Source organism: Actinokineospora auranticolor, assembly GCF_041897805.1.
Lineage (GTDB): Bacteria > Actinomycetota > Actinomycetes > Mycobacteriales > Pseudonocardiaceae > Actinokineospora > Actinokineospora auranticolor.
Genome location: NZ_CP154825.1, coordinates 5,565,374 through 5,586,970, shown reverse-complemented (window position 1 = coordinate 5,586,970; position 21,597 = coordinate 5,565,374). Strand labels below are relative to the sequence as shown.

The 21,597-nt window shown below is 72.3% G+C and carries 19 protein-coding genes; 10 read left to right on the top strand and 9 right to left on the bottom strand.

Going from position 1 to position 21,597, the window contains the following annotated elements:
- Window positions 1-100 precede the first annotated feature (100 nt).
- Window positions 101-409, bottom strand: a complete 309-nt coding sequence (locus V5P93_RS24320; RefSeq protein WP_245931380.1) for a DUF1844 domain-containing protein — start codon at window positions 407-409, stop codon at window positions 101-103.
- Between the two features lie 330 nt (window positions 410-739).
- Here V5P93_RS24320 and infC point away from each other — a divergent pair, with 330 nt between their 5' ends.
- From infC to V5P93_RS24290, 6 genes are all read left to right on the top strand, one after another.
- Window positions 740-1,396 carry a translation initiation factor IF-3 gene (gene infC, locus V5P93_RS24315; protein WP_245931365.1) on the top strand — a complete coding sequence of 219 codons (657 nt, stop codon included), beginning with the start codon at window positions 740-742 and terminating at the stop codon, window positions 1,394-1,396.
- Between the two features lie 96 nt (window positions 1,397-1,492).
- Window positions 1,493-1,687, top strand: a complete 195-nt coding sequence (gene rpmI / locus V5P93_RS24310; RefSeq protein ID WP_104480161.1) for a 50S ribosomal protein L35 — start codon at window positions 1,493-1,495, stop codon at window positions 1,685-1,687.
- A gap of 84 nt (window positions 1,688-1,771) precedes the next feature.
- Entirely contained in the window at window positions 1,772-2,149 is a 378-nt protein-coding gene (gene rplT, locus V5P93_RS24305) for a 50S ribosomal protein L20 (protein WP_104480160.1), read from the top strand.
- 23 nt (window positions 2,150-2,172) lie between these two features.
- Complete coding sequence (locus V5P93_RS24300; protein ID WP_374065071.1) at window positions 2,173-2,970, top strand: TrmH family RNA methyltransferase; 798 nt, start codon at window positions 2,173-2,175, stop codon at window positions 2,968-2,970.
- Between the two features lie 916 nt (window positions 2,971-3,886).
- Window positions 3,887-5,203, top strand: a complete 1,317-nt coding sequence (locus V5P93_RS24295; protein WP_374065070.1) for a hypothetical protein — start codon at window positions 3,887-3,889, stop codon at window positions 5,201-5,203.
- A gap of 164 nt (window positions 5,204-5,367) precedes the next feature.
- Complete coding sequence (locus V5P93_RS24290; RefSeq protein ID WP_104480158.1) at window positions 5,368-6,993, top strand: alpha/beta hydrolase; 1,626 nt, start codon at window positions 5,368-5,370, stop codon at window positions 6,991-6,993.
- A gap of 226 nt (window positions 6,994-7,219) precedes the next feature.
- On the opposite strand, the gene V5P93_RS24285 is transcribed toward V5P93_RS24290, so the two are convergent.
- From V5P93_RS24285 to pheS, 3 genes are all read right to left on the bottom strand, one after another.
- Entirely contained in the window at window positions 7,220-7,453 is a 234-nt protein-coding gene (locus V5P93_RS24285) for a hypothetical protein (RefSeq protein WP_104480157.1), read from the bottom strand.
- Between the two features lie 104 nt (window positions 7,454-7,557).
- On the bottom strand, window positions 7,558-10,068 hold the full coding sequence (gene pheT / locus V5P93_RS24280) for a phenylalanine--tRNA ligase subunit beta (RefSeq protein WP_104480156.1): 2,511 nt from the start codon (window positions 10,066-10,068) through the stop codon (window positions 7,558-7,560).
- Window positions 10,068-11,135, bottom strand: coding sequence for a phenylalanine--tRNA ligase subunit alpha (gene pheS / locus V5P93_RS24275; protein WP_104480155.1), 1,068 nt, complete (start codon window positions 11,133-11,135; stop codon window positions 10,068-10,070). The genes pheT and pheS overlap by 1 nt, the downstream gene beginning before the upstream one ends.
- Window positions 11,136-11,454: 319 nt before the next feature.
- Between pheS and V5P93_RS24270 the strand changes: the two genes are divergently transcribed.
- From V5P93_RS24270 to V5P93_RS24260, 3 genes are read left to right on the top strand one after another with little or no spacing between them, the layout of a single operon-like run.
- Entirely contained in the window at window positions 11,455-13,251 is a 1,797-nt protein-coding gene (locus V5P93_RS24270) for an HSP90 family protein (protein WP_104480154.1), read from the top strand.
- Window positions 13,252-13,285: 34 nt separating this feature from the next.
- A complete protein-coding gene (locus V5P93_RS24265; protein ID WP_104480153.1) occupies window positions 13,286-16,138 on the top strand; it encodes a tetratricopeptide repeat protein in 2,853 nt (950 codons plus the stop codon).
- On the top strand, window positions 16,138-16,812 hold the full coding sequence (locus V5P93_RS24260; protein ID WP_104480281.1) for a DNA alkylation repair protein: 675 nt from the start codon (window positions 16,138-16,140) through the stop codon (window positions 16,810-16,812). Before V5P93_RS24265 ends, V5P93_RS24260 begins: the two co-directional genes overlap by 1 nt.
- 8 nt (window positions 16,813-16,820) lie before the next feature.
- Here the strand turns inward: V5P93_RS24260 and V5P93_RS24255 are convergent, their stop codons facing one another.
- Genes V5P93_RS24255 through V5P93_RS24245 form a run of 3 tightly spaced genes read right to left on the bottom strand, consistent with a single transcriptional unit; the run spans window position 16,821 to window position 18,285 of the window.
- Complete coding sequence (locus V5P93_RS24255; protein WP_281261668.1) at window positions 16,821-17,231, bottom strand: arsenate reductase ArsC; 411 nt, start codon at window positions 17,229-17,231, stop codon at window positions 16,821-16,823.
- Window positions 17,228-17,938, bottom strand: a complete 711-nt coding sequence (locus V5P93_RS24250; protein WP_104480152.1) for an MIP/aquaporin family protein — start codon at window positions 17,936-17,938, stop codon at window positions 17,228-17,230. Before V5P93_RS24250 ends, V5P93_RS24255 begins: the two co-directional genes overlap by 4 nt.
- A complete protein-coding gene (locus V5P93_RS24245) occupies window positions 17,935-18,285 on the bottom strand; it encodes a helix-turn-helix transcriptional regulator (RefSeq protein ID WP_104480151.1) in 351 nt (116 codons plus the stop codon). Before V5P93_RS24245 ends, V5P93_RS24250 begins: the two co-directional genes overlap by 4 nt.
- An 80-nt stretch (window positions 18,286-18,365) precedes the next feature.
- Between V5P93_RS24245 and arsM the strand changes: the two genes are divergently transcribed.
- Window positions 18,366-19,232, top strand: coding sequence for an arsenite methyltransferase (gene arsM, locus V5P93_RS24240; protein ID WP_104480279.1), 867 nt, complete (start codon window positions 18,366-18,368; stop codon window positions 19,230-19,232).
- 61 nt (window positions 19,233-19,293) lie between these two features.
- Here arsM and V5P93_RS24235 read toward each other — a convergent pair whose 3' ends face one another.
- Both V5P93_RS24235 and V5P93_RS24230 read right to left on the bottom strand, forming a co-directional pair.
- Complete coding sequence (locus V5P93_RS24235) at window positions 19,294-19,764, bottom strand: DoxX family protein (RefSeq protein ID WP_245931364.1); 471 nt, start codon at window positions 19,762-19,764, stop codon at window positions 19,294-19,296.
- Window positions 19,765-19,865: 101 nt separating this feature from the next.
- The gene (locus V5P93_RS24230; protein ID WP_104480149.1) at window positions 19,866-21,548 is read right to left on the bottom strand and encodes a heme peroxidase family protein; all 1,683 of its coding nucleotides are present in this window, start codon (window positions 21,546-21,548) and stop codon (window positions 19,866-19,868) included.
- Between the last annotated feature and the right edge of the window lie 49 nt (window positions 21,549-21,597).

Sequence of the window (21,597 nt, the reverse complement as noted above, 5' to 3'; positions counted from 1 at the left end):
CCCAACGACAGCACAACCACCGAGCCCCAACCAAGCAGTGCGGGCCTGGCCACGACCAGAACCCGCACCACCCAACCGACCAACAGCCCACTGAACCGACTCAGTAAACCGGCCCGGTGAACTTCTCCCCAGGCCCCTGCCCGGGCTCATCCGGAAACGCCGACGTCTCCCGGAACGCCTTCTGCAACGACTGCAACCCGTCCCGGATCGGCGCCGCGTGCGGCCCCAGGTACTCCACCGACGCCGTCACCAACCCCGCCAGCGCGGTGATCAACCGCCGGGCCTCGTCCAGGTCGCGGTGGGGGCTGGTGTCCGGGTCGGGGTCGGCGAAGCCGAGGCGCTCGGCGGCGGCGGACATCAGCATGACCGCCGCTCGGCTGATGACCTCGACACTGGGAATGTCGACCAGGTCGCGCGCGTTGTCCCGGTGCGCGTCGTCATCGGGGGTGGCGGGGCCGGGCTCGGCGGTGGCGTCGTTCACGGTCTGCTACCCTTGCACGTGCGACCAGCCCCCGTTAGCGCGGGGGCGGCAAAGTGGAGCCCCCGCTCCCACCCGCGCCACCGCTCAGGCGGCCGGGTCCGGTTGCCACGGCCGACCAGGCTCGCCCTGGGCGCCGTGGTCTCTCGACGTCCGTCGTCGGGTAATCGGTCGGAAGCGGGCCCCGGTGTGCCACGGCACTCGGGGCTCGACGCAGTTCTTGGGGACCTCACGAGCCGCGCACGTCGCGACGATGACGACGTGTGGCAACGCCCACCCGCCAGGGTGGGGGATCGCAACCCGGACCAAGGAGGCCCCATCAGCACGGAGACACGCATCAACGACCGCATCCGCGTGCCGGAGGTCCGACTCGTCGGCCCCAACGGCGAGCAGGTCGGCATCGTCCGCATCGAGGACGCGCTCCGACTCGCGCAGGAAGCGGATCTTGATCTCGTCGAGGTCGCGCCCCAGGCCCGCCCGCCCGTCTGCAAGCTCATGGACTTCGGGAAGTTCAAGTACGAGAGCGCGCAGAAGGCCCGCGAGTCCCGGCGGAACCAGGTTCTCACCGTCATCAAGGAGCAGAAGCTCCGGCCGAAGATCGACTCCCATGACTACGAGACCAAGAAGCGCAACGTCGTGCGCTTCCTCGAACACGGGAACAAGGTCAAGGTCACGATCATGTTCCGTGGCCGCGAGCAGTCCCGCCCCGAACTGGGCTTCCGGCTGCTGCAGCGGCTCGCCGAGGACGTGGAGGAGCTCGGCTTCGTGGAGTCCTCGGCCAAGCAGGACGGCCGGAACATGATCATGGTGCTGGCGCCGCACAAGAACGTGAAGCCCAAGCCGAAGCCGACCCAGGCGAGCGCGGACTCCGACGAACCGAGCGAGAGCTCCACGGACGAGATCTCCACCGAGGAGTGACCGGGGCCGGGAACCCTCCCGGCCAGCACACCCCCGAAGGCCGCCCGCGCGCCCGCCAAGAGCGCGCCGGGCGGCACGAAGACTGAGGATCGAACAATGCCGAAGATGAAGACCCACTCCGGTACCGCCAAGCGCGTGCGGATCACCGGCAAGGGCAAGCTTCGTCGCCAGCAGGCGGGTCTGCGCCACAAGCTGGAGAAGAAGTCGAGCGTCGTGACCCGCCGCCTGTCTGGCACCGAAGAGGTCGCCAAGCCGGACGTGCGCAGGCTCAACCGGCTGCTCGGCCGCTGACCCTCCGGCCCATCGGGGCTTTTCCCCACCCTTGACCACCCGGGCGCGCCGCCGCGCGCCCACTAGATCGGACAGGACGGACCCGTGGCACGCGTCAAGCGGGCGGTCAACGCCCAAAAGAAGCGCCGCACGACCCTGGAGCTCGCCAGCGGCTACCGCGGCCAGCGCTCGCGGTTGTACCGCAAGGCCAAGGAGCAGGTGCTCCACTCGCTCAACTACGCCTACCGGGACCGTCGTGCCCGCAAGGGTGACTTCCGGAAGCTGTGGATCCAGCGGATCAACGCCGCGGCCCGGCAGAACGGCATGAGCTACAACCGCTTCATCGAGGGCCTGCGGGTGGCCGGCGTCGAGGTGGACCGCAAGATCCTCGCCGAGCTCGCGGTGAGCGACCCGACCGCGTTCACCGCGCTGGTCGAGCTGGCCCGGACCAACGCCGGGACCCAGGGCAAGGCCGCTTCCTGAGCACGCGTCTCCCGCGACCCGGGGTGCTGCCGTTCACCGAACGCACACCCCGGGTCGTCGCCGCTCGGCACCTGACCCGCCGCGCGGGCCGCGACAAAGCCGGCCGTTTCCTGGCCGAAGGCGCCCAAGCCGTCCGCGAGGCGTTGGCGCACGGTGTGGTGCACGAGCTGTTCGTGACCGAGACCGCCGCCGCGCGCAACCCGGACCTCCTGGACCGCGCGGATTCGCTCGGCGTGCTGGTGTCCACAGTGACCGACAAGGCCGCCGACGGCCTCTCGGAAACGGTGACCCCCCAGGGCCTCGTCGCGGTGTGCGACCTCGTCGACCGGTCGTTGGCCGACGCGCTCGCCGCCCGTCCTCCGCTCGTCGCCGTCTTGGTCGGCGTCTCCGACCCGGGGAACGCGGGCACCGTCACCCGGGTCGCCGACGCGGCCGGTGCCGGGGCGGTCCTCTTCGCGGGCGACACGGTGGATCCGCACAACGGCAAGTGCGTGCGGGCTTCCACCGGCAGCGTTTTCCACTTGCCGCTGGCCCGCTCGCGTGACGTGTCCGAGGTCTTTTCGGCTTGCCGCGCCGCCGGTTTGCGCTTGGTGGCCGCGGACGGCCACGCCTCGCACGACCTCGACGCCGCGATCGACTCGGGCAGCCTGGCCGTCCCCACGGCGTGGGTTTTCGGCAGCGAGGCCCACGGCCTGGACGAGTCTGTTCTGTCCTCAGTGGACGACGTGGTCAAGGTCCCCCTCTACGGCGCCGCGGAAAGCCTCAACCTGGCCACCGCCGCCGCCGTCTGCCTGTACACGAGCGCCCGCGCCCACCGCTGACTTCCCCGCGGTCACCAGGTTCCGCGTCGACCTCTCTCCGCCACCCTTCAGTATCCGGCTCATCGCGCCCCGATCGGGTGGCGTTTGTCCACAGCCATACTGGCTTGGACCGCTGACCTGGTACTTCGCTGCCGATCGCTTGTCCACATGCGCCGTTTTCGTCCACAGGAAATCGCACCCCGGTTCCAGCTGCTCCTCCGCCGATATCCTGGAGCAGGGCTGCCCCTCCCCCGGTGGAGGGGGTGGGGGCTGTGCTTGGGGCGGTCGGGGTTCTTGAAGAAATGATCTTTGGGGTGTGGGCGGGGCTGGTGGGCGGCCTGCGTCTGCGTTGAAAAGCAGCAGAGCGTGAGTGGAGTGGGACACGCTGGTTGGGGCTGTGGGCCAGATAGGTGTTCGACCAGACCGAGGTGGTTGAGGTGGTTGATGAGCTTCCTAATGCCGCGATCGTGGCTTGGGCCTGATGTTGGGCAGCCAGAGTCAATGCTTGTGGGACTTGGGGTTGCCTCCTGGAAGAGGTGATCTTTGGGTACGGGCTGGGCTGCGCGGGGGAGGACCGTTGCGTGGTGGGTTCGGCTGAGGTGACGAGCGCCCGGGGCAAGGTGGGGTGGCCGCTGGTTCGAGGTCGCGGGCGGTTGGGTGTTGGACGAGGTCGAGCTGGTTCGGGTGGCCGTGGTTGATGAGGCGAGCGGTGCGGCGACCTCCGGCCACGGACGGCGAGTAGTGCGGGCAATCACGAGTGCGGACGGGGCGTTTGAGGCTTGAGCGGGGCCGCGAGAAGTGTGGTTCGGTGGCGCCGACAAGATGCTGTGGACTGCCAAGTCGCGGGAGGCGTGGCGGTGGGGCGGATGGGGTGCGGTCGTGCTTTCCCATTCCCAGTTGCCCGGGGTGGGACGTTCAAGATCGGTAAGCTGCCGGTGTGGATGAGCGCGGTGGGGACAGCGGTCAGGGCGTGGGGCGGCGGTCGTTCAACCGGACGCGGGATTGGGTCCTTCTGGGTGTCCTTTCGGCCCTGTTGATCGTCTGGGCCGTGGTCACCTGGCGCACCAGCGACCTCCGCGCGACCACCTCCGAAACCGCGCCCGGTGCGCCGCTCACTCCCGCTGCTCCGGTCGAGTTTCCGTTGAGTCTGGGGGAGGTCTGGCGGGCGGAGAGCCCGGCCACGCCCGTGCCCGCGGTGACCGGGCCGACCGTGGTGACCGCGGGCGGCAACGAGGTGCAGGGCCGTGATCCCCGCACCGGTGACGTCCGGTGGCGCTACGCCCGCGACCTGACCCTCTGCACCGTTGCCCCGATCGACACCGTCCCGCCGCAACGACTCGAGGTGCCGCGCAACGTCATCGCGCTCTACGGCACCGATGGTGGTTTGCTCCCCGCGGGCGACTCCCGCGTCGGTGGCGGGTGCAGCGAGGCCACCTCCCTCGACGGGGGCACCGGTGCGCGCGCGGCCGCTCGCCACCTCGACTCCGAGTTCGGCACGCGGCTGTTCGGGGACGGCGACCATGTCACCTCCACCGGTGCTCGTTTCGTGATCAACATGCGGTCCGACCTGGTCACCGCCTCCTACTACGGCACCCGGCCGACGATCGTGTGGTCGCGGCCCAACCTGCGCAAGGGGTGCGCCTACGGCTCGATGGGGCTGTGGGGTGGGCGGGCCGGTGTCATCGAGCGGTGCCCCGGCGAGGCGGGCGACCGGTTGACCGTCTACCGCGTGCAGACCGCCCCCGGCAAGGATCCGGACGAGGTCGAAGAGGTCTTCTCGCTGTTGACCGGGCCGTCCGCGCGGCTCGTCGCGATGACCGACAGCCACATCGCGATCGCCCTGCCGGACCCCGCCCGCGTCGTCGTGTTCGACCAGGCGGGGCAGCAGGTGGGCGAGTACCCGGTCCAGGTGCCGGACGGCGAGTTGCGCGCCGACCCGCCGGGGCGCGTGGTGTCGGGGTTCCTCGGTGGCAGCGCGTTCTACTGGCACACCGGCACGGTCACCGTCGCCCTGTCCCGCGACGATCTCCGTCCGCTGTGGAGGGTCGAGGGCGCGCTCGGCGCGGGGGTGGAGTTCGCGGGTCGGTTGTTGGTGCCCCGGGCGGGCGAGTTGGCCGTGGTGGACCCGGTCAGCGGTGCCGTCGGCGGTCGCTTCCCGGTCGACCGCGGTGACCACACGGGACCGGTCGCGATGTCGACCATTGGTCCGATCGTGTTGGAACAGCGCGGGTCCACGTTGGTCGCTTTGCGCTGAACGGGCTACGACAACCGTTTCGTCACCGCTCGTATCCGCCTCGATCGCTTTCACGAACGCAAAAAACCGCCTGTCGCTATTCCCATGCGGACGGTTTCGGGGCAGCATCGACCGGTCCGCGAACGACACCCGTTTCCGGACAAAGCGTGACGAAAAGGGGCAATGTGAAGAAAATCGTGGCGGCGCTCGCCGCGGCGGGCTTCGTGGTGGGCGGCGCGGTCCTGGTGCCCTCGGCCCAGGCGGCGCCGAGCCAGCCCAAGCCCGCGCCCAACCAGGTGAACTACGACCCGGCGCCGATCGCGTGGGGCACGTGCGCCAGCCCGGGCCTGGCGCGGCGCGGCGCCGAGTGCGGGTTCCTCGAGGTCCCGCTCGACTACGCCAAGCCGGCCGGGACGAAGATCAAGCTGGCCGTCTCGCGGATCAAGGCCAAGGTCACCCCGGACAAGTACCAGGGCATCATGGTCACCAACCCGGGCGGCCCCGGCGGCTCCGGCCTGACCCTGTCGGTGCTCGGCGAGTTCGTGCCCAACGGCGCGGGCCAGGCCTACGACTGGATCGGCTTCGACCCGCGCGGCGTCGGCTCCAGCGTCCCCTCGCTGGCCTGCGACGGCTCCTACTTCTCGTACAACCGGCCGTTCTACGTGCCGGTGAGCAAGCAGCTGGAGAAGACCTGGCTGGACCGGTCGAAGGGCTACGCGGCGGCCTGCGACAAGGCGGGCGGCGAGCTGCTCGACCACGTCAAGACCACCGACACGGTCAACGACGTGGACGTGCTGCGCAAGGCCCTGGGCCAGGACAAGCTGAACTACTACGGCTTCTCCTACGGCACCTACCTCGGCCAGGTGTACGCCACGCTGTACCCGGACCGGGTGCGCCGCATGGTGCTCGACGGCAACGTCGACGCCCGCAAGGTGTGGTACCAGGCCAACCTGGACCAGGACGTCGCCTTCGACCGCAACATCAAGGTCTACTTCGACTGGATCGCCAAGAACGACAGCGTCTACCACCTCGGCACCAAGGGCCGTGACGTGGAGGCCCTGTTCTACCGCGAGCAGGCGAAGTTCCTGAAGAAGCCCGCGGGCGGGGTGATCGGCCCGGACGAGTGGACCGACATCTTCCTGCAGGCCGGGTACTACGTGTTCGGCTGGGAGGACGTCGCCAACGCGTTCTCCGCCTGGATCCACGACGGCGACTGGCAGGGCCTCAAGGACCTGTACGACGCCTCCAACGGCCAGGGCCCCGGCTCGGACAACAGCTTCGCGATGTACCTGGCGACCCAGTGCACCGACGTGCAGTGGCCGACCCAGTGGTCGCGGTGGCAGGTGGACAACTGGCTGACCTTCCTGCGCGCCCCGTTCGAGACCTGGGGCAACGCCTGGTTCAACGCCCCGTGCCTCACCTGGGGCGCGAAGGCGGGCAAGCCGGTGCCGGTGGACGGGTCCAAGGCGCCGCCGATCCTGCTGATCGGCGAGACCCTGGACGCGGCGACCCCGTACGAGGGCAGCCTGGAGCTGCGCAGCCGGTTCCCGAAGTCGGTCCTCATCGAGGGCGTCAACGGCACCACCCACTCCGGTTCCCTCAACGGCGTGGTGTGCACCGACGACAAGATCGCCGACTACCTGGCCACGGGCGCCCTCCCGGCGCGCAAGCCCGGTAGGCACTCGGACGCCCAGTGCGACCCGGTGCCGCAGCCGAACCCGGCCGCGGCGGCGAAGCAGCGCGCGGCGGTCGCCGGTGGCGACATCACCCGCGCGGACCTGCAGAAGCTGATCATCGGCGCACGGGGCTAGTTCTCTCCCGTGGACCGGGGGTGTGGGCTGCGGCCCGCACCCCCGGTTTCGTCTCCGGGTGGGTTGCCGCTGTGGCGGGTGGGTCTGTCCCGTGCGTTCGAGATCCACCTGCCCTGAGGCACAGCCGCCGGTTGGGGTGCGCCTGCTCCGACGAACGCGATCTGGCCGACTGGACTGCCGGGAGCCGGTCCCGCAGCCATGGTGAAGCGGCTTCGTGGGGGCTGAGTCACCAGCCCATGTCGTGTGCCACTTCCGCTTGGGCGGCGTCGATTTCCTCCCGCGTGACGTCGAGGACGTCCACGTCCACCTCCGTCCGGGTCAGCAGGTCGGCCAGGGCCTGCTTCTGGGCGGGGTGGGTGATCGGGACGGTGTTGAGGTCGGTGCTCATCAGCCAGTCGAACAGCACGATGGCGTCGGCGCGCCAGCGGGTGATCGTCTCGGTGGGCAGGGTGGAGTGCACTCCCTCATGCTGCCGTGCCCGCCGTCCGGGTGCCCGGCGGAGCGGCGCCCGGTACGGCGAAGTGGCGGGTCCACAACGGACCCGCCCCTTCGCGCGTTGTGCTCTCAGCCGCGCAGGGCGGCGCCGTGGCGTTCGGTGGCGGCGGCGACCGCGGTGTCGCGGGCGGCCGTGGCCTCCTCGACCGTCAGCGTGCGGTCCGGGGCGCGGAAGCGCAGGGAGTACGCCAGCGAGCGCTTGCCGTCGCCTACCTGCTCGCCCGTGAAGACGTCGAAGAGGCGGAGGTCTTCCAGGAGGTCTCCGCCGCCCGTGCGGAGGGTGGAGGTCAGGTCGGCGGCTGGGACGTCGTTGTCGACGACGAGGGCCACGTCGAGCAGGACCGGCGGGTACGGGGACACCGCCGGGATCGGCTTGCGCTCGACCAGGGGCAGCAGGTCCAGGTCCAGTTCCATCGCGCAGGTGCGCTTGGGCAGGCCCAGGGCCTCGACGACCTTCGGGTGCAGCTCGCCCGCGTGCCCCACGGGGAACCCGCCGACGCTGAGGCGGGCGCAGCGGCCGGGGTGCCACGGGGCGAGGGTGTCCGCCTCGACGGTCAGCTCGACGCCCGCGGCCTCGGCGACCGCGCGGGCCGCCTGGACCGCGTCGGCCCAGTTCGCCTGCTCGCCCGGGCCCCACCAGCCCGCGCGGCGGTGGGTGCCCGCCAGCACCACCGCGACGTGCACCGGCTGGGCCGGGACGGCTTCGCGGAGCAGGGCGAGCTCCTCGTCGGTCGGCCGCTGGTCGGCGCCCGGGTCGGGCATCGGCACGGACTGGGCCCGGGGCAGCACGACCTGTCCGATGTGGAACAGCGCGATGTCGCGGGCGCCGCGGGACACGTTGCGGGTCACCGCGTCCAGCAGGCCGGGGAGCAGAGTCGTCGCCAGGGCGTGGCGGTCGGACTCGAGCGGGTTGAGCACCGACAGGGTGGTGCGGCGCACGTCGTCGGCGGGCAGGCCGAAGGCGTCCCACACGGTGGGGGACACGAACGGGAACGGCAGGACCTCGACGTACCCGTGCTCCGCCAGCGTCCGCGACACGGCGCGGCGGCGGCGCTGGGCGCCGGTCAGGCCGCGCCCGGCCGGGGCTTTGGGCAGCTCCGACGGGATGGTGTCGTAGCCCTGCAGCCGCAGGACCTCCTCGACCAGGTCGGCGGGCTGCGCCAGGTCGGCGCGCCAGCTCGGCGGGTACGCGGTGACCTCGGGGGTGCCGTCCTCGGCCGCGCCGACCTCGACCCGGCAGCCGATCTGCTGGAGCCTGCCCGCGGTCACGCCGCGCGCGTAGCGGACGCCCGCCACCCGGTCGGGCAGGTCCATCGCCATGACGACCGGCGCGGGCGCCGTGGGGCTGCCCTCGTCGGTGCGGCCGGGCAGGATCCGGGCCTCGCCGTACTGGCGCAGCAGCCGGGCCGCGCGCTCCAGCGCGGCGGGCGGCAGCGCCGGGTCCACGACCCGTTCGTAGCGCCGCGACGCCTCGCTGGGCAGCTTCTGCCTGCGGACCGTGCGGGCGGTGTTCGCCGGGTCCCAGATCGCCGCCTCGAGCAGGATGTCGGTGGTCTCCGGGCGGACCTCGGTGTGGTCCCCGCCCATGACCCCGCCCAGCCCGATCGGACCGGACTCGTCGGCCACGACCACGTCGTCGGCGACCAGCGCGCGCTCGGTGCCGTCGAGGGTGAGCAGCTTCTCGCCCGCGCGGGCGCGGCGCACGGTGATGCCGCCGCGCAGCCGCGAGGTGTCATAGGCGTGCATCGGCTGGCCGAGCTCGAGCATCACGAAGTTCGTGACGTCCACGGCCAGCGAGATGGACCGGATGCCCGCCAGCATCAGCGTGCGGCGGATGTGCCACGGCGTCGGCGCGGTCGGGTCGACCCCGGTCACCCGGCGCATGGCGAAGCGGGTGCAGCCGGTGTCGGCCTCGACGGTGACCGCGGCGGCCTTGCCCTCGGCCGCGGGCACCTCGATGGCGGCCGGGTCGACGTAGCCCAGGTCCAGCGCGCACGCCAGCTCGCGGGCCAGGCCGCGCATGGACAGGCAGTAGCCGCGGTCGGGGGTGACCGCCAGCTCGATCACCGAGTCGGTGAGGCCGAGCAGGTCGATCGCGTCGTCGCCGGGGGCCACGTCGTCGTCGCTGGGCAGCACCAGGATGCCCGCGTGCTCGTCGCCCAGCCCCAGTTCGCGGGCCGAGCAGATCATGCCGTTGCTGACCCGGCCGTAGGTCTTGCGCGCGGCGATGGTGAAGTCGCCGGGCAGCACGGCGCCGGGGAGCGCGACCACGACCAGGTCGCCCTCGACGAAGTTGGTGGCGCCGCAGACGACCTGGGTGGTCTCGGCGGGCTCGCCGTCCTCCTCGGGCTCGCCGATCTCGACCGTGCAGTACCGGATCGGCTTCTTGAACTCGGTCAGTTCCTCGATCTCGGCGACCCGGGCGATCACCAGCGGGCCGGTGACCGGGCCGAGCGGGTGCACGTCCTCGACCTCGAGGCCGACCTTGACGAACGCGTCGGCGATCGCCTCGGGGGTGAGGACCCGGTGCTCCTCGGTGAGTTCGAGCTGTTGGACCAACCACCTGACGGGGATCCGCACTACGCCTCCGTGCCGAAGGGAAGGGTGAACCGGACATCGCCCTCGACCATGTCGCGCATGTCGGGGATGCCGTTGCGGAACTGCAGCGCCCGCTCGACGCCGACGCCGAAGGCGAAGCCCGAGTAGACCTCGGGGTCGACGCCGCACGCGCGCAGCACGTTCGGGTTGACCATGCCGCAGCCGCCCCACTCGACCCAGCCGGGGCCGCCCTTCTTCGCCGGGAACCAGACGTCCAGTTCCGCGGAGGGCTCGGTGAACGGGAAGAACGACGGGCGCAGCCGCACGTGCGCGTCCGCGCCGAACATCGCCTTGACGAACGCGTCCAGGGTGCCCTTGAGGTGGGCCATGGTCAGGCCCTTGTCGACGGCGAGGCCCTCCACCTGGTGGAACACCGGGGTGTGCGTGGCGTCGAGCTCGTCGGTGCGGAAGGTCCGCCCCGGGCACACGACGTAGACCGGCGGTTCGCGGTCGAGCAGCACCCTGGCCTGCACGGGCGAGGTGTGCGTGCGCAGCACCGACCCGGAGCCCGCGGGCGCCACGTAGAAGGTGTCCTGCATCGTGCGCGCCGGGTGGTCCTTCTTGAAGTTCAGCGCGTCGAAGTTGAACCACTCGGCTTCCAGCTCGGGGCCCTCGGCGACCTCGTAGCCCATGGCCACGAACACGTCGGCGATCCGCTCACCGAGCTGGGTGATCGGGTGCCGGGCGCCGCGCGGGGCGCGGTCCCACGGGAGGGTGACGTCGACGCCCTCCTCGCGCAGCACCCGCTCGTCGCGCTCGACCTGCAGCTGCGCGCGCCTCTCGTCGAAGGCGGCCTTGACCCCGGCCTGGGCCTCGTTGACCCGCTTGCCCGCCTCGGAGCGCGCCTGCGGCGGCAGCGCGCCGATCTCCCGGCGGGCCAGCGACAGCGGCGACCGGTCGCCGAAGTGGGCGGGCTTGACCGCGGCGAGCGCGTCGAGGTCGGCGGCGGAGGAGAACTCCTCGCGGGCCTTCTCGACGGCGGCCTGGAGGATGTCCGGCGCGAGCGCCGCGACCTCCTTGGGGTCGTACGAGTCGTTGGCTCCGGACATGGTTTGTGGACAGCTCCCCGGGGTCCTTCTGCGGACAGGCGCGCACCCGGCGGGGCGGGTGAGCAGGGTCGATCCTAGGTGATCGCCCGGAGGGCCCGACACCGAGTTGCGCCGTGGGGTGACACCGGTCGTTCCCCCGGGTGGCCGTCGCCGATCGCGCGGGCGGGTGAAGGCCGGGCCGAGGTCACCGGACGCCTGTACTGTGAGCTGGGCTCGGCGGGCACCCGGGGCGCCCCAGGCCCGCAGGCGGCGCGCCGCGCGCCGCCCGGTGCTCGAAAACACCCCAGCGCTCCCACTACGGCATCCCAGAGGTCCGACCTTGGCTCAGACTTTCGGCGTCAACCTCCGCGGCGTCATCGACCTGCTGAGCCACCACCTGTACAGCAGCCCCCGGGTGTACGTGCGGGAGCTGCTGCAGAACTCGGTGGACGCGGTCACCGCGCGGCGGCTGCGCGACCCGGGTGCCCCGGCCGAGATCACCATCGAGTGCCCCGAGCACACCGGCGACGGCACGCTGCGGGTCCGCGACACCGGGGTCGGCCTGGCCGAGGCCGAGGTGCACACGCTGCTGTCCACGCTCGGCGGGACGTCCAAACGCGACGAGCTGGGTTTCGCCAGGCGCGACTTCCTCGGCCAGTTCGGCGTCGGCCTGCTGTCCTGCTTCCTGGTGGCCGACGAGGTCCGGTTGGTGAGCCGGTCGGCGGCGGGCGGCCCGGCGGTGCGCTGGGTGGGTCGCAACGACGGCACCTACACGGTGGAGGTCGACGACTCGGCGCGCGCCGAGGTCGGCACCACGCTGGTGCTGCGGCCGCGCCGGGACTGCGACCACTGGGCCGAGTTCGCCGCGGTGGCGCCGCTGGCCGCCGAGTACGGGTCGCTGCTGCCGTACCTGGTCCGGGTGGTCGGCGCGGACGGCGCCCGCGCGGTCACCGGGGACGGCCCGCCGTGGGACCGGGTGCCGGGGGAGGGCGCCGCCGACCACCGGCTGCGGTTGCTGGAGTACGGCCGGGAGACGTTCGGGTTCGAGCCGTTCGACGCGCTGCCGCTGGAGTTCGGCGCGGTCGGGCTGACCGGGGTGGCGTTCGTGCTGCCCGCCGGGGCCCATCCCGGTGCGCGGCAGGCGCACCGCGTGTATCTCAAGCGGATGCTGGTGGGTACCTCGATCGAGGGACTGCTCCCCGACTGGGCGTATTTCGTCCGGTGCGTGGTCGACACCTCCGCGCTGCGGCCGACCGCGAGCCGGGAGGCGCTCTACGAGGACGAGACGCTGCTGGCCGTGCGGGAGGCGCTGGGCGGGCACGTGCGCGACTGGCTGGTGCGGTTGGCCGCGGCCGAGCCGGAGCGGGCGGGGGCGCTGCTGGCCGCGCACCACATGGGCATCAAGTCGCTGGCCCTGGTCGACGACGAGCTGCTCGGCCTGGCTGAGCGGTGGCTGCCGTACGAGACCACCCGCGGCGTGCTGCCGCTGCGCCAGTTCCGCCGCAGCCACCCCACCGTGCTGTTCACCCCGGACGTCGACGAGTTCCGCCAGCTCGCGCCGGTCGCCGCGGCCCAGGACATCGGGCTGGTGAACGCGGGCTACGCCTACGACACCGACCTGCTGCGCAGGCTCGCCGAGCGCGACGGCCCGGACACCGCGCGCCGGGTCGAGCCGCGCGAGCTGCTGGCCGCGCTGGGCAGGCCGGACGACGACACCGAGGTGGCCCTCGCCCGCGCACTGGCCGTCGGCAAGGCGGTGCTGGCCGAGCACGACTGCGAGGCCACGCTCCGCGAGTTCGACCCGGTGTCGCTGCCCGCGCTGCTCATCGTCGACGCCGAGGGCGCGCGCCGCCAGGACGCCGCGCAGCTGCGCGACACCGCCGACCCGCTGTGGAGCGACCTGCTGGGGCAGCTGGTCGACGACGGCTCGGGCGCCGCCGGGCGGCTGGTGCTCAACACCCGCAACGCGCTGGTGGCCCGGCTGGCCGAGGTGCGCGACGACGCGCTGCTGGAGTCGGCGGTGCGCGCGCTGTACGTCAACGCGCTGCTGCAGTCGCACCGGCCGCTGCGGCCCAAGGACACCGCCGCGCTCACCGGCTCGTTCCTGGACCTGCTCGACCGCGCCATCGGGCGTTGAGACGACCGGTTGAGACGACCTAAGGGGGACCCGCGTGGCCGACGAGATCCACCGGCACGACCACTACGGCCATGGCCACGACGACCATGACCGCGGTGCGCACGGTGACCACGACCCGGTCGGCCGCGACCACCGGCTCGCCGACCGCGACCGGCTGACCGCGCTGCTGCACGAGGCCGACGAGCTGCCCGCGGGGACCGCCAAGTGCGAGGCGCTGGAGCGGGCGGTGCGCGCGGCGGACGCGTCGGGGGACCCGGGCATGGGCGTCGTGGGCCGGTTGATCCTGATCAACGCCTACCGCGAGGTGCGCCGCTACGACCTGATGCTGACCCCGTTCGCCTGGCTGCGCGGCGCCGAGCAGCGCCACCCGGAGGCGTTCGACGACTGGGCGGTGCACCAGTTCACCTGGATGCACAAGTGGCTGCCGACGGGGCTGATCGGCGACCCGCGGTTCACCCTGGCGCAGATCGGCGCGCTGGTCGACCAGCTGGAGCAGCGGTACCGGCTGCACGGCTACTCGCCGCACCCCGTGCACGACAAGCGCCGCGCGCTGGCCCACCACATCGGCGACACCGCCGCCGCGGACACGCACTTCGCGGCGTGGCGGGCCGCCGAGCCGGACGAGATGAGCGACTGCCCGGCGTGCGTGGTCGACAGCCAGGTCGGGTACTTCGTGTCGCGGGGCCGGTTCGAGGAGGCCATCGCGGCGGGGCAGCGCGTGCTGGACGAGCCGTCGGACTGCGCCGAGCAGCCGCACGGGGTGCTGACCTCGCTGATCGAGGCGTACCTGGCGACCGGTCGGCTCGACGACGCCGCGCGGGCGCACCTGGTCGCGTACCGGGTGGTGCGCGGGACCCCGCAGAGCCGGTCGGCGCTGCACCGGCACCTGAGCTTCTGCGCGGTGACGGGCAACGAGGCGCGCGGGCTGGAGATCCTGGCGGACAACCTCGACGTGCTCACCGACCCGCCGAGCCCCCGGGTGCTGCAGGAGTTCGCGGCCGCCGCGGCGCTGCTGCTGAGCCGGGTGCCGGACCGCGCGGGCCAGGCGTTCACAGTGGACGGTCGGGCGCTCGACGGCGAGGAGCTGCGGTCCTATTGCGAGGGTCGGGCGCGGACGACGGCGGCGGCGTTCGACCGTCGCAACGGGACGGACGCGGTGAGCCGCCGGGTCGCGCGGACGCTGGGGCTCGCCGACGTGGGCCCGGTGCTGGTGGCGGTGCCGGTGGAGCCGCCGAGGGAGTCCGTCGAGGCCGAGCCGCCCGCGGACCCGGTGGCGACCGCCGAGGCGATCTGCGCGGCGTTCGACGGTGAGCGGCTGCTGACCGGCGCCGCGCTGCTGGCGTCCCTGCCCGCCGAGGTCGAGCTGCCCGCGGGCCTGGCGGCCCGGGTGGCGACGTGGCGGGCGAAGCTGCGGCCCGGTGCGACCGCCCGCGAGACGGCCGCGGAGCTGCTGGCCCTCGTCGAGCCGATCACCGCGCTCGACGACCCGGAGGCGCTGGCGCGGCTGCACGCCGACATCGCGGACATGGCCGACTCGGCCGACGACCCCGACCTGGCCCACGCGCACCTGGCGCTGGCGTTCGCGGTGGCGCGCCGGGCGGAGTCGGTGGTGTACGCCAACCTGAGCGCGGCCAACGCGGCCCTGCCCGGCGACCTGGACGAGGCGCAGCGCCTGGTCGCGGCGGCCGCGGCGGCGGTCGAGGACGGCGCGCCGCACCTGCGCGGCACGGTCGGCAACGCCGCCGCGTCGGTGCTGGCCATGCGCGGCGAGTTCGACGAGGCGCTGCGGATCGTCGAGGAGCTGCTGGGGGAGTCGTGGCCCGAGGGGCCGACGATGATGCTGATGAGCAACCGGGCCCGGCTGCTCGGGGCCGGGGGGCGGATCCCGGACGCGATCGACCGGTTCGACGAGCTGATCGCGTACGTGCGGCCGTACCCGGGGCCGTGGGCGGCGCGGATGCTGTCGCAGTACACCGCCGTGCTCGACCACGCCGACCTGCTGGCCCAGCACCTGGGTGTGGCGCTCGACGCGCTCGCCGCCGCGCGGGCGTGGTTCCACCGGGCCGCGGTCGTGCGCGCGTACCTGAACCTGTCCACCGGCTACCTCGACGCCGGTCGGCACCTGGAGGCCGCCGAGACGCTGGAGGAGGCGCTGCGGCTGTGCCCGGTGGACCGCGCCGACCTGCTGCGGCGGGTCCGGTACCAGCTGGGGGTGGCGTGCCGGGGGATCGGCGAGCACGCGACCGCCGCCGAGCACTTCACCGCCGTGTTGGCCGACTGCCCCGAGGACGAGCGGCGGATGCGCGCCTTCGTCTCCCACCAGCTCGGCGAGTGCGGGCTGCACGAGGGCGACCCGGGCGCGGCGGACGCGTTCCGCCGGGCCAGCGCCGAGTGGCTGGCGGTGGACCAGCCGGTGGAGGCCGCCGAGTCGCTGGTGCGGCTCGCGCACACGGTCGGCCTGGACGACCCGGAGGCCGGGTTGGCCGCCCTGGACCGGGCTCGCGACCTGGTCGTCGACGAGGAACTGCCGGGGGCGCTGGAACTGCTGGCCGACGTGGTGGGGTTCCGCGCCGCGGTGCTGGCCCAGCACGAGCGGTACGCGGAGGCACTGGCGGCGAACGCGGCGGCGGAGGAACTCGCGGTCCGCGTGGGGAACGTGGACTGGCACGTGTTCCTCGCGGGCCGTGCCGCGCTGATCCGGCTGGACCTGGGCGACGCGGCCGGTGCGGAGTCGGACGCGCGGCGGGCGGCGGCGCTGCTGTCGGACGAGTCCAATGAGGACATCGTGGGCGGGGTGCTGGGGACGCTGGTGCGGGCGTTGACGGAGCAGGACAAGTCGGTCGAGGCGGACCCGTTGGTGCGGTCGCTGACCCGGCGGGTGTCGTGATGCTGGTCCCGGCGGTGCGCGCGGCGTTGAAGGCGGCGGCGGATTCGCGGCGGGCGCCCGAGATGCAGCGGTACATGAAGTCGGACATGCCGTTCCGGGGGGTGCCGAAGCCGGTTCGGGAGTTGGCGCTGAAGCCGGTGTTCGCCGCCCACGCGCCCGCGGATCGGGCGGAGTGGATCTCGGCGGTGGGGGAGTTGTGGCGGGAGGCGGAGTTCCGGGAGGAGCGGTACGCGGCCACGGACCTGTTGGCGCACCGGGTGTTCGGGCGGTGGCGGGATGTGGACATGTTGCCGCTGTTCGAGGAGTTCGTGGTGACGGGGGCGTGGTGGGACCACGTGGACGAGCTGGCGAGTCGACAGGTCGGGGCGTTGCTGTTGAGTCATCGGGACGTGGTGACGCCGGAGATGTACGCGTGGGCCACCGACGCGGATCGGTGGAAGCGGCGGGTTTCGGTGATCTGCCAGTTGCCCGCGAAGGGGGAGACGGACCTGGACCTGCTGGCGCATGCGATCGAGTCCAATGAGGACGACAAGGACTTCTTCCTGCGCAAGGGGATCGGGTGGGCGCTGCGGCAGTACGCGCGGGTCGACCCGGGGTGGGTGACGCACTTCGTGGACAGCCACCCGGGGTTGTCGCCGCTGTCGCGGCGGGAAGCGCTGAAGCACCTGGGCTAGGTGCCGGGTCAGGCGCCGAGTTCGGCGAGGAGCCCGCGTACGCGCCCCTCGATGTCGTCCCGGATGGGGCGGACGGCGTCGACACCTTGCCCGGCGGGGTCCTCGAGGGTCCAGTCGAGGTAGCGCGTGCCGGGGAAGACGGGGCAGGTGTCCCCGCACCCCATGGTGATCACCACGTCGGACGCCTGGACGGCGTCGACGGTGAGGATCTTGGGTGTCTCGGCGGAGATGTCGATGCCGACCTCGCGCATCGCGGCGACGACGCCGGGGTTGACGGTGTCGGCGGGCGCCGACCCGGCGGAGCGCACGTCGACGCGGTCGCCCGCGAGGTGGGTGAGGAACGCGGCGGCCATCTGGGAGCGGCCCGCGTTGTGCACGCAGACGAACAGCACGGACGGGCGCGGGGCGGTGGTGCTCACGGGTGTCCTTCCACGGGTTCGCGCGGGACGGCGGCGGCTCGGCCGCGTCCGTGTACGAGGGTGACGGCGGCCAGGCCGAGGGCGGCGCCGACGAGTTGGGCGGCGACGAACCCCGGGACCGAGGTCGGGGCGATCCCGGCGAAGGTGTCGCTGAACGCGCGGCCGGTGGTGACCGCCGGGTTGGCGAACGAGGTCGACGAGGTGAACCAGTACGCGGCCCCGATGTAGGCGGCCACGGCGATCGGGGCGGCGGTCGCGCGGTCGGCGCGGGCGAGGCCGAGGATCAGCAGGACCAGTCCGGCGGTGGCGATGACCTCGCCGAGCAGCAGGTGCGGGGCGGACCGGTCGTGGGTCGAGAACTCCACCAGTGGCCTGCCGAACATCGCGTCCGCGGTGATCGCCCCGGTGATCGCGCCGACGACCTGCGCGGGCAGGTAGGCGGCGACGTCGCGGGCGGTGAGGCCGTCGCGTCCGGTGAACCAGACCGCGAGCGTGACCGCGGGGTTGAAGTGCGCTCCGGACACCGGGCCGAACAGGGTGATCAGCACCCCGAGGCCGAACACCGTGGCCAGCGAGTTGGCCAGCAGTTGGACGCCGACGTCGTGGGACAGCTCGGTGGCCTGGATGCCGGAACCCACGACCACGGCCACCAGCAGCGCGGTCCCGAGCCCCTCGGCGGCGACCCGGCGCGGCAGCGGCGCGGTCACGCGTCCGCCCGGGCCGCGGTCAGGAAGCCGACCAGCCGGTCCAGCGCGTCGGGCAGGGCCCAGTAGTAGACCCAGGTGCCTCGCCGCTCGCAGTCGATCAAACCGGCCTGCCGCAACAGCTTCAGGTGGTGGGAGATCGTCGGCTGCGACAGGTCGAACGCCGGGGTCAGCTCGCACACGCACACCTCGCGGGCGGCGATCATCGACAGCAGCCGCAGCCGCACCGGGTCCCCGAGCGCCTTGAACACCGCCGCCAACCCGGTGGCCCGCTCCTCGTCCAGCGGCGCGGCGGCGACCGGGGCGCAGCACCCCGCGGAGGCCGCCGGGGCGAGGTCTTGTTTCGACATATTTCTATATTGACAGCTCTCGAAGCAGTGGGCAAGCTTGCATCGACAAACTTCGATACAAGCTGTTGGGAGTGTGGGTCATGAGCGAGCTGAGCGGGACCGACCTGCGGGAAACCGTCCGCGAGCGCTACGCCGCGGCGGCCAGGGCGGTCGCCGGGGGCGGCGGATCGTGTTGCGGGCCGGAGCCGGTCGAGGTCGACGGGAACTTCGGCTCCGCCCTCTACACCGCCGACGAGCGCCAAGTCCTGCCCACGGCGGCCGTCGCGGCGTCCCTGGGCTGCGGCAACCCCACCGCCGTCGCGGAACTCCGCGAGGGTGAGTACGTGCTCGACCTCGGGTCCGGCGGCGGGATCGACGTCCTCCTGTCGGCCCGCCGCGTGGGACCGACCGGCAGGGCCTACGGCGTGGACATGACCGACGAGATGCTCGACCTCGCGGTGGCCAACGCCGCGAAGTCGGGCGCGACCAACGTCGAGTTCCGCAAGGGCACCATCGAGGCCATCCCGCTCCCGGAGGGCGCGGTCGACGTGGTCATCTCCAACTGCGTGATCAACCTGTCGGTGGACAAGCCCGCCGTGTTCGCCGAGGCGTTCCGCGTCCTCAAGCCCGGCGGCCGGATCGGTGTCACCGACGTCGTCGCCGACGACGGCCTCACCCCCGCCCAGCGCGCCGAACGCGGTGCGTACACCGGCTGCATCGCCGGTGCGCTCTCCTTCGCCGAATACCGCGACGGGTTGGCCGCCGCCGGGTTCACCGACATCGAGATCACCCCGACCCACCAGGTGGCCGACCGCATGCATTCCGCGATCGTCCGAGCCGTCAAGCCCACGGGGGCCTGCTGCGGGGTGAACGCCTGCTGCACCGCGCACGAGAGCCCGGTCGACACCACGATCACCGTCACCGCCGCCAAGGTCGCGTCGGGGTGTGGCTGTCAGCGAGGGGACTGACGGGCGGGAGTCTTGAGTGGACAGACGGGGGTGTCCCCCGGTGCGAGGGACACCCCCGGTGCTAGGAACGCGGGGTCTCGTCCCGGAGCTTGTAGTCCTGGGGCCGGTGGGCCAGCAGGACCAGTGCCCCGGTGATGAGCACCAGGTTCTTCAGCACGAACTCACCGCTGGTGTTGAGCAGCAGCGGGTTGCCGTCGGTCATCACCTGGCCGGGGGCCTGGATGAAGGTGAGGAAGGTGCCCGTCAGGTGCAGGGCCACCGCCACCAGCGCCAGTTTGCGGGGCTTGCCGACCAGCAGCGCCAGCCCGAGCACGACCTCGACCCACCCCAGCGCCGGGACCAGGAAACCCTGGTCCACCCACGGGACCGTGGCCCCCAGCAGTTCCGCCACCGGGCTCTCCCCGGTGACCTTGAGCACGCCGAACCAGACGAAGACCAGGCCGAGGGAGATCCGCAGCGCCGTGGGGGCGTACTGCCCCAGGGCTCTCTCCACCGGTGCCCACCTGGTCTCCACGTTCCTGAGTAGCGACATCGACATCTCCATGATCGTTCGAAAGTGCGCGAGTGATCGGGGGAGGTCGAGAAGGTGGCGGGGACGGGACGGGGGTCCCCGCCGAGCTGCCTCAGCCGCTCTCAGGCGGTCGGTGTGGTCGGGTTGGTGTCGCCGAGGGGGTTGAGCAGGTCGCTCTTGCCCTCGAACGCGAACAGCAGCAGGTCGGTCATCCGGAACGTGTTCGAGTCCGGACCCAGCGTCGGCCGCCAGGACGGCTCCCGCACGATCGACACCCGGCTGCCCTCGATCGACCGGTGGAACACCTCCGCGGTGATCCGACCGCCGACCGGGCCCAGCTTGCCCTTGTTCAGCTCCGCCTCGCGCAGGATGTAGAACCACAGCGGCGTCTTCGTCGCCACGGTCTCCTTCTGCGCGTCGGTGAGCCCGGTCAGCACCGCGCCCTCCGAGCCGTTCAGCAACTGGTCGCGCGTGAGCGGTCGCACGCCGAGGAACGCGGCCATCTGCTGCCCGGTCGCCAGCCGGACCATGGTGCCGCGCGTGAGGTTGCGGAACGCCAGGTTGCGGTGGATCGCCGGGAACTGGGTGCCGCGCCCGCCGAAGGTGCCCGCGGGCAGCTGGGTCAGCGGGTTGACCAACAGCGAGTCGATCCGCTTGATCCGGTTGAGCTGGCCGCCGGGCGCGGCCAGGTCCGGCCGGTTCGCCTCGGTGAAGTCGTAGAGCCTGCGGAAGTCCACGATCCAGTTCGACGGCAGCCGCTCGAAGCCGAAACCGGGGAAGTTCGGGTCGTCGAGCTGGTCCACGGTCTGGCTCGGGTTGAGGCTGCCCGAGGTGCCGCTGAAGGTGAACAGCTGGAACAGCGTCGCGATGCCCGCGGGGCCCTGGGTGTTGAAGATCCGGTTCCACTGGTAGGCGCCGCGCACCATCGAGTGGCCCAGCCGGTAGGTCGCCACCGCGAACTCGACCGGCATGGTGGGCCGCAGGTTCGGGTGCCCGTTGCCGTGGCGGGGCACCTCGAAGAAGCGCCTGCCCTTGGTGAACACGTCCTTGACGATCTCCGGGTCGATGATCCGGGGCAGGAAGTCCGTGCGCAGCATCCACTGGTAGTGGCGCACGACCTCGTCGCGGGCGGCGTCGAACAGCCGCCGCTCGTTGAGGCCGGTCAGCGCCAGGTGGTCGACCACCCGGTTGTGGAACCGGATGAACGCCAGGTGGGTCTGCGCCACCGCCAGGTTCTCGTCGTTGCGGATGTCCGGGATCAGCGCCGTGCGGCGCTCGCCCGGGGTGGCGCCGACACCGGTGCGGGGCAGGTCGAAGCCCTGCAGGTCGGTGCCGATGATGTCGCCGTCGACCGGCAGCCGCGCGGTGGTGCCCACCTTCAGCTTGACCCGGTCGTCGGCGTAGAACCGGCGGTCGTCGCGGTCCTGCGGGCCGCGGCCGTAGAGCGAGTCCAGGTCCAGCGCGGGCGAGCGGCCCTGCAGCAGGTCGTCGATGGTGACGTCGCTGCCCAGCTGGGTGGCCGTGCGGTCCAGGGTCAGGTCGTGGTCGACGAACTGCCCCAGGTAGGTGAAGCCCGCCGGGATGTCGCCGTCGGGCTGGGTGACGGACTGGTCGGTGACCGCGGTGGCCAGCGCCACCCGCACGTCCTCCTCGGTCTGGGGACCCTTGGGGCCCAGCCGGGAGAACCGGAAGCGGCGCAGTTCCTCGGTCGTGGACGGCTCCCGGGTGACCGGCTCGCCGTTCTCGTCGGCCTCGATCACTCCCTCGCCCACGACGAAGAAGCTGTTCCGGGCATGGCTACTCATCAGGTGAACCCCCACAAAATCCGTTTCCGGATATCTGTCAATTCGGAAC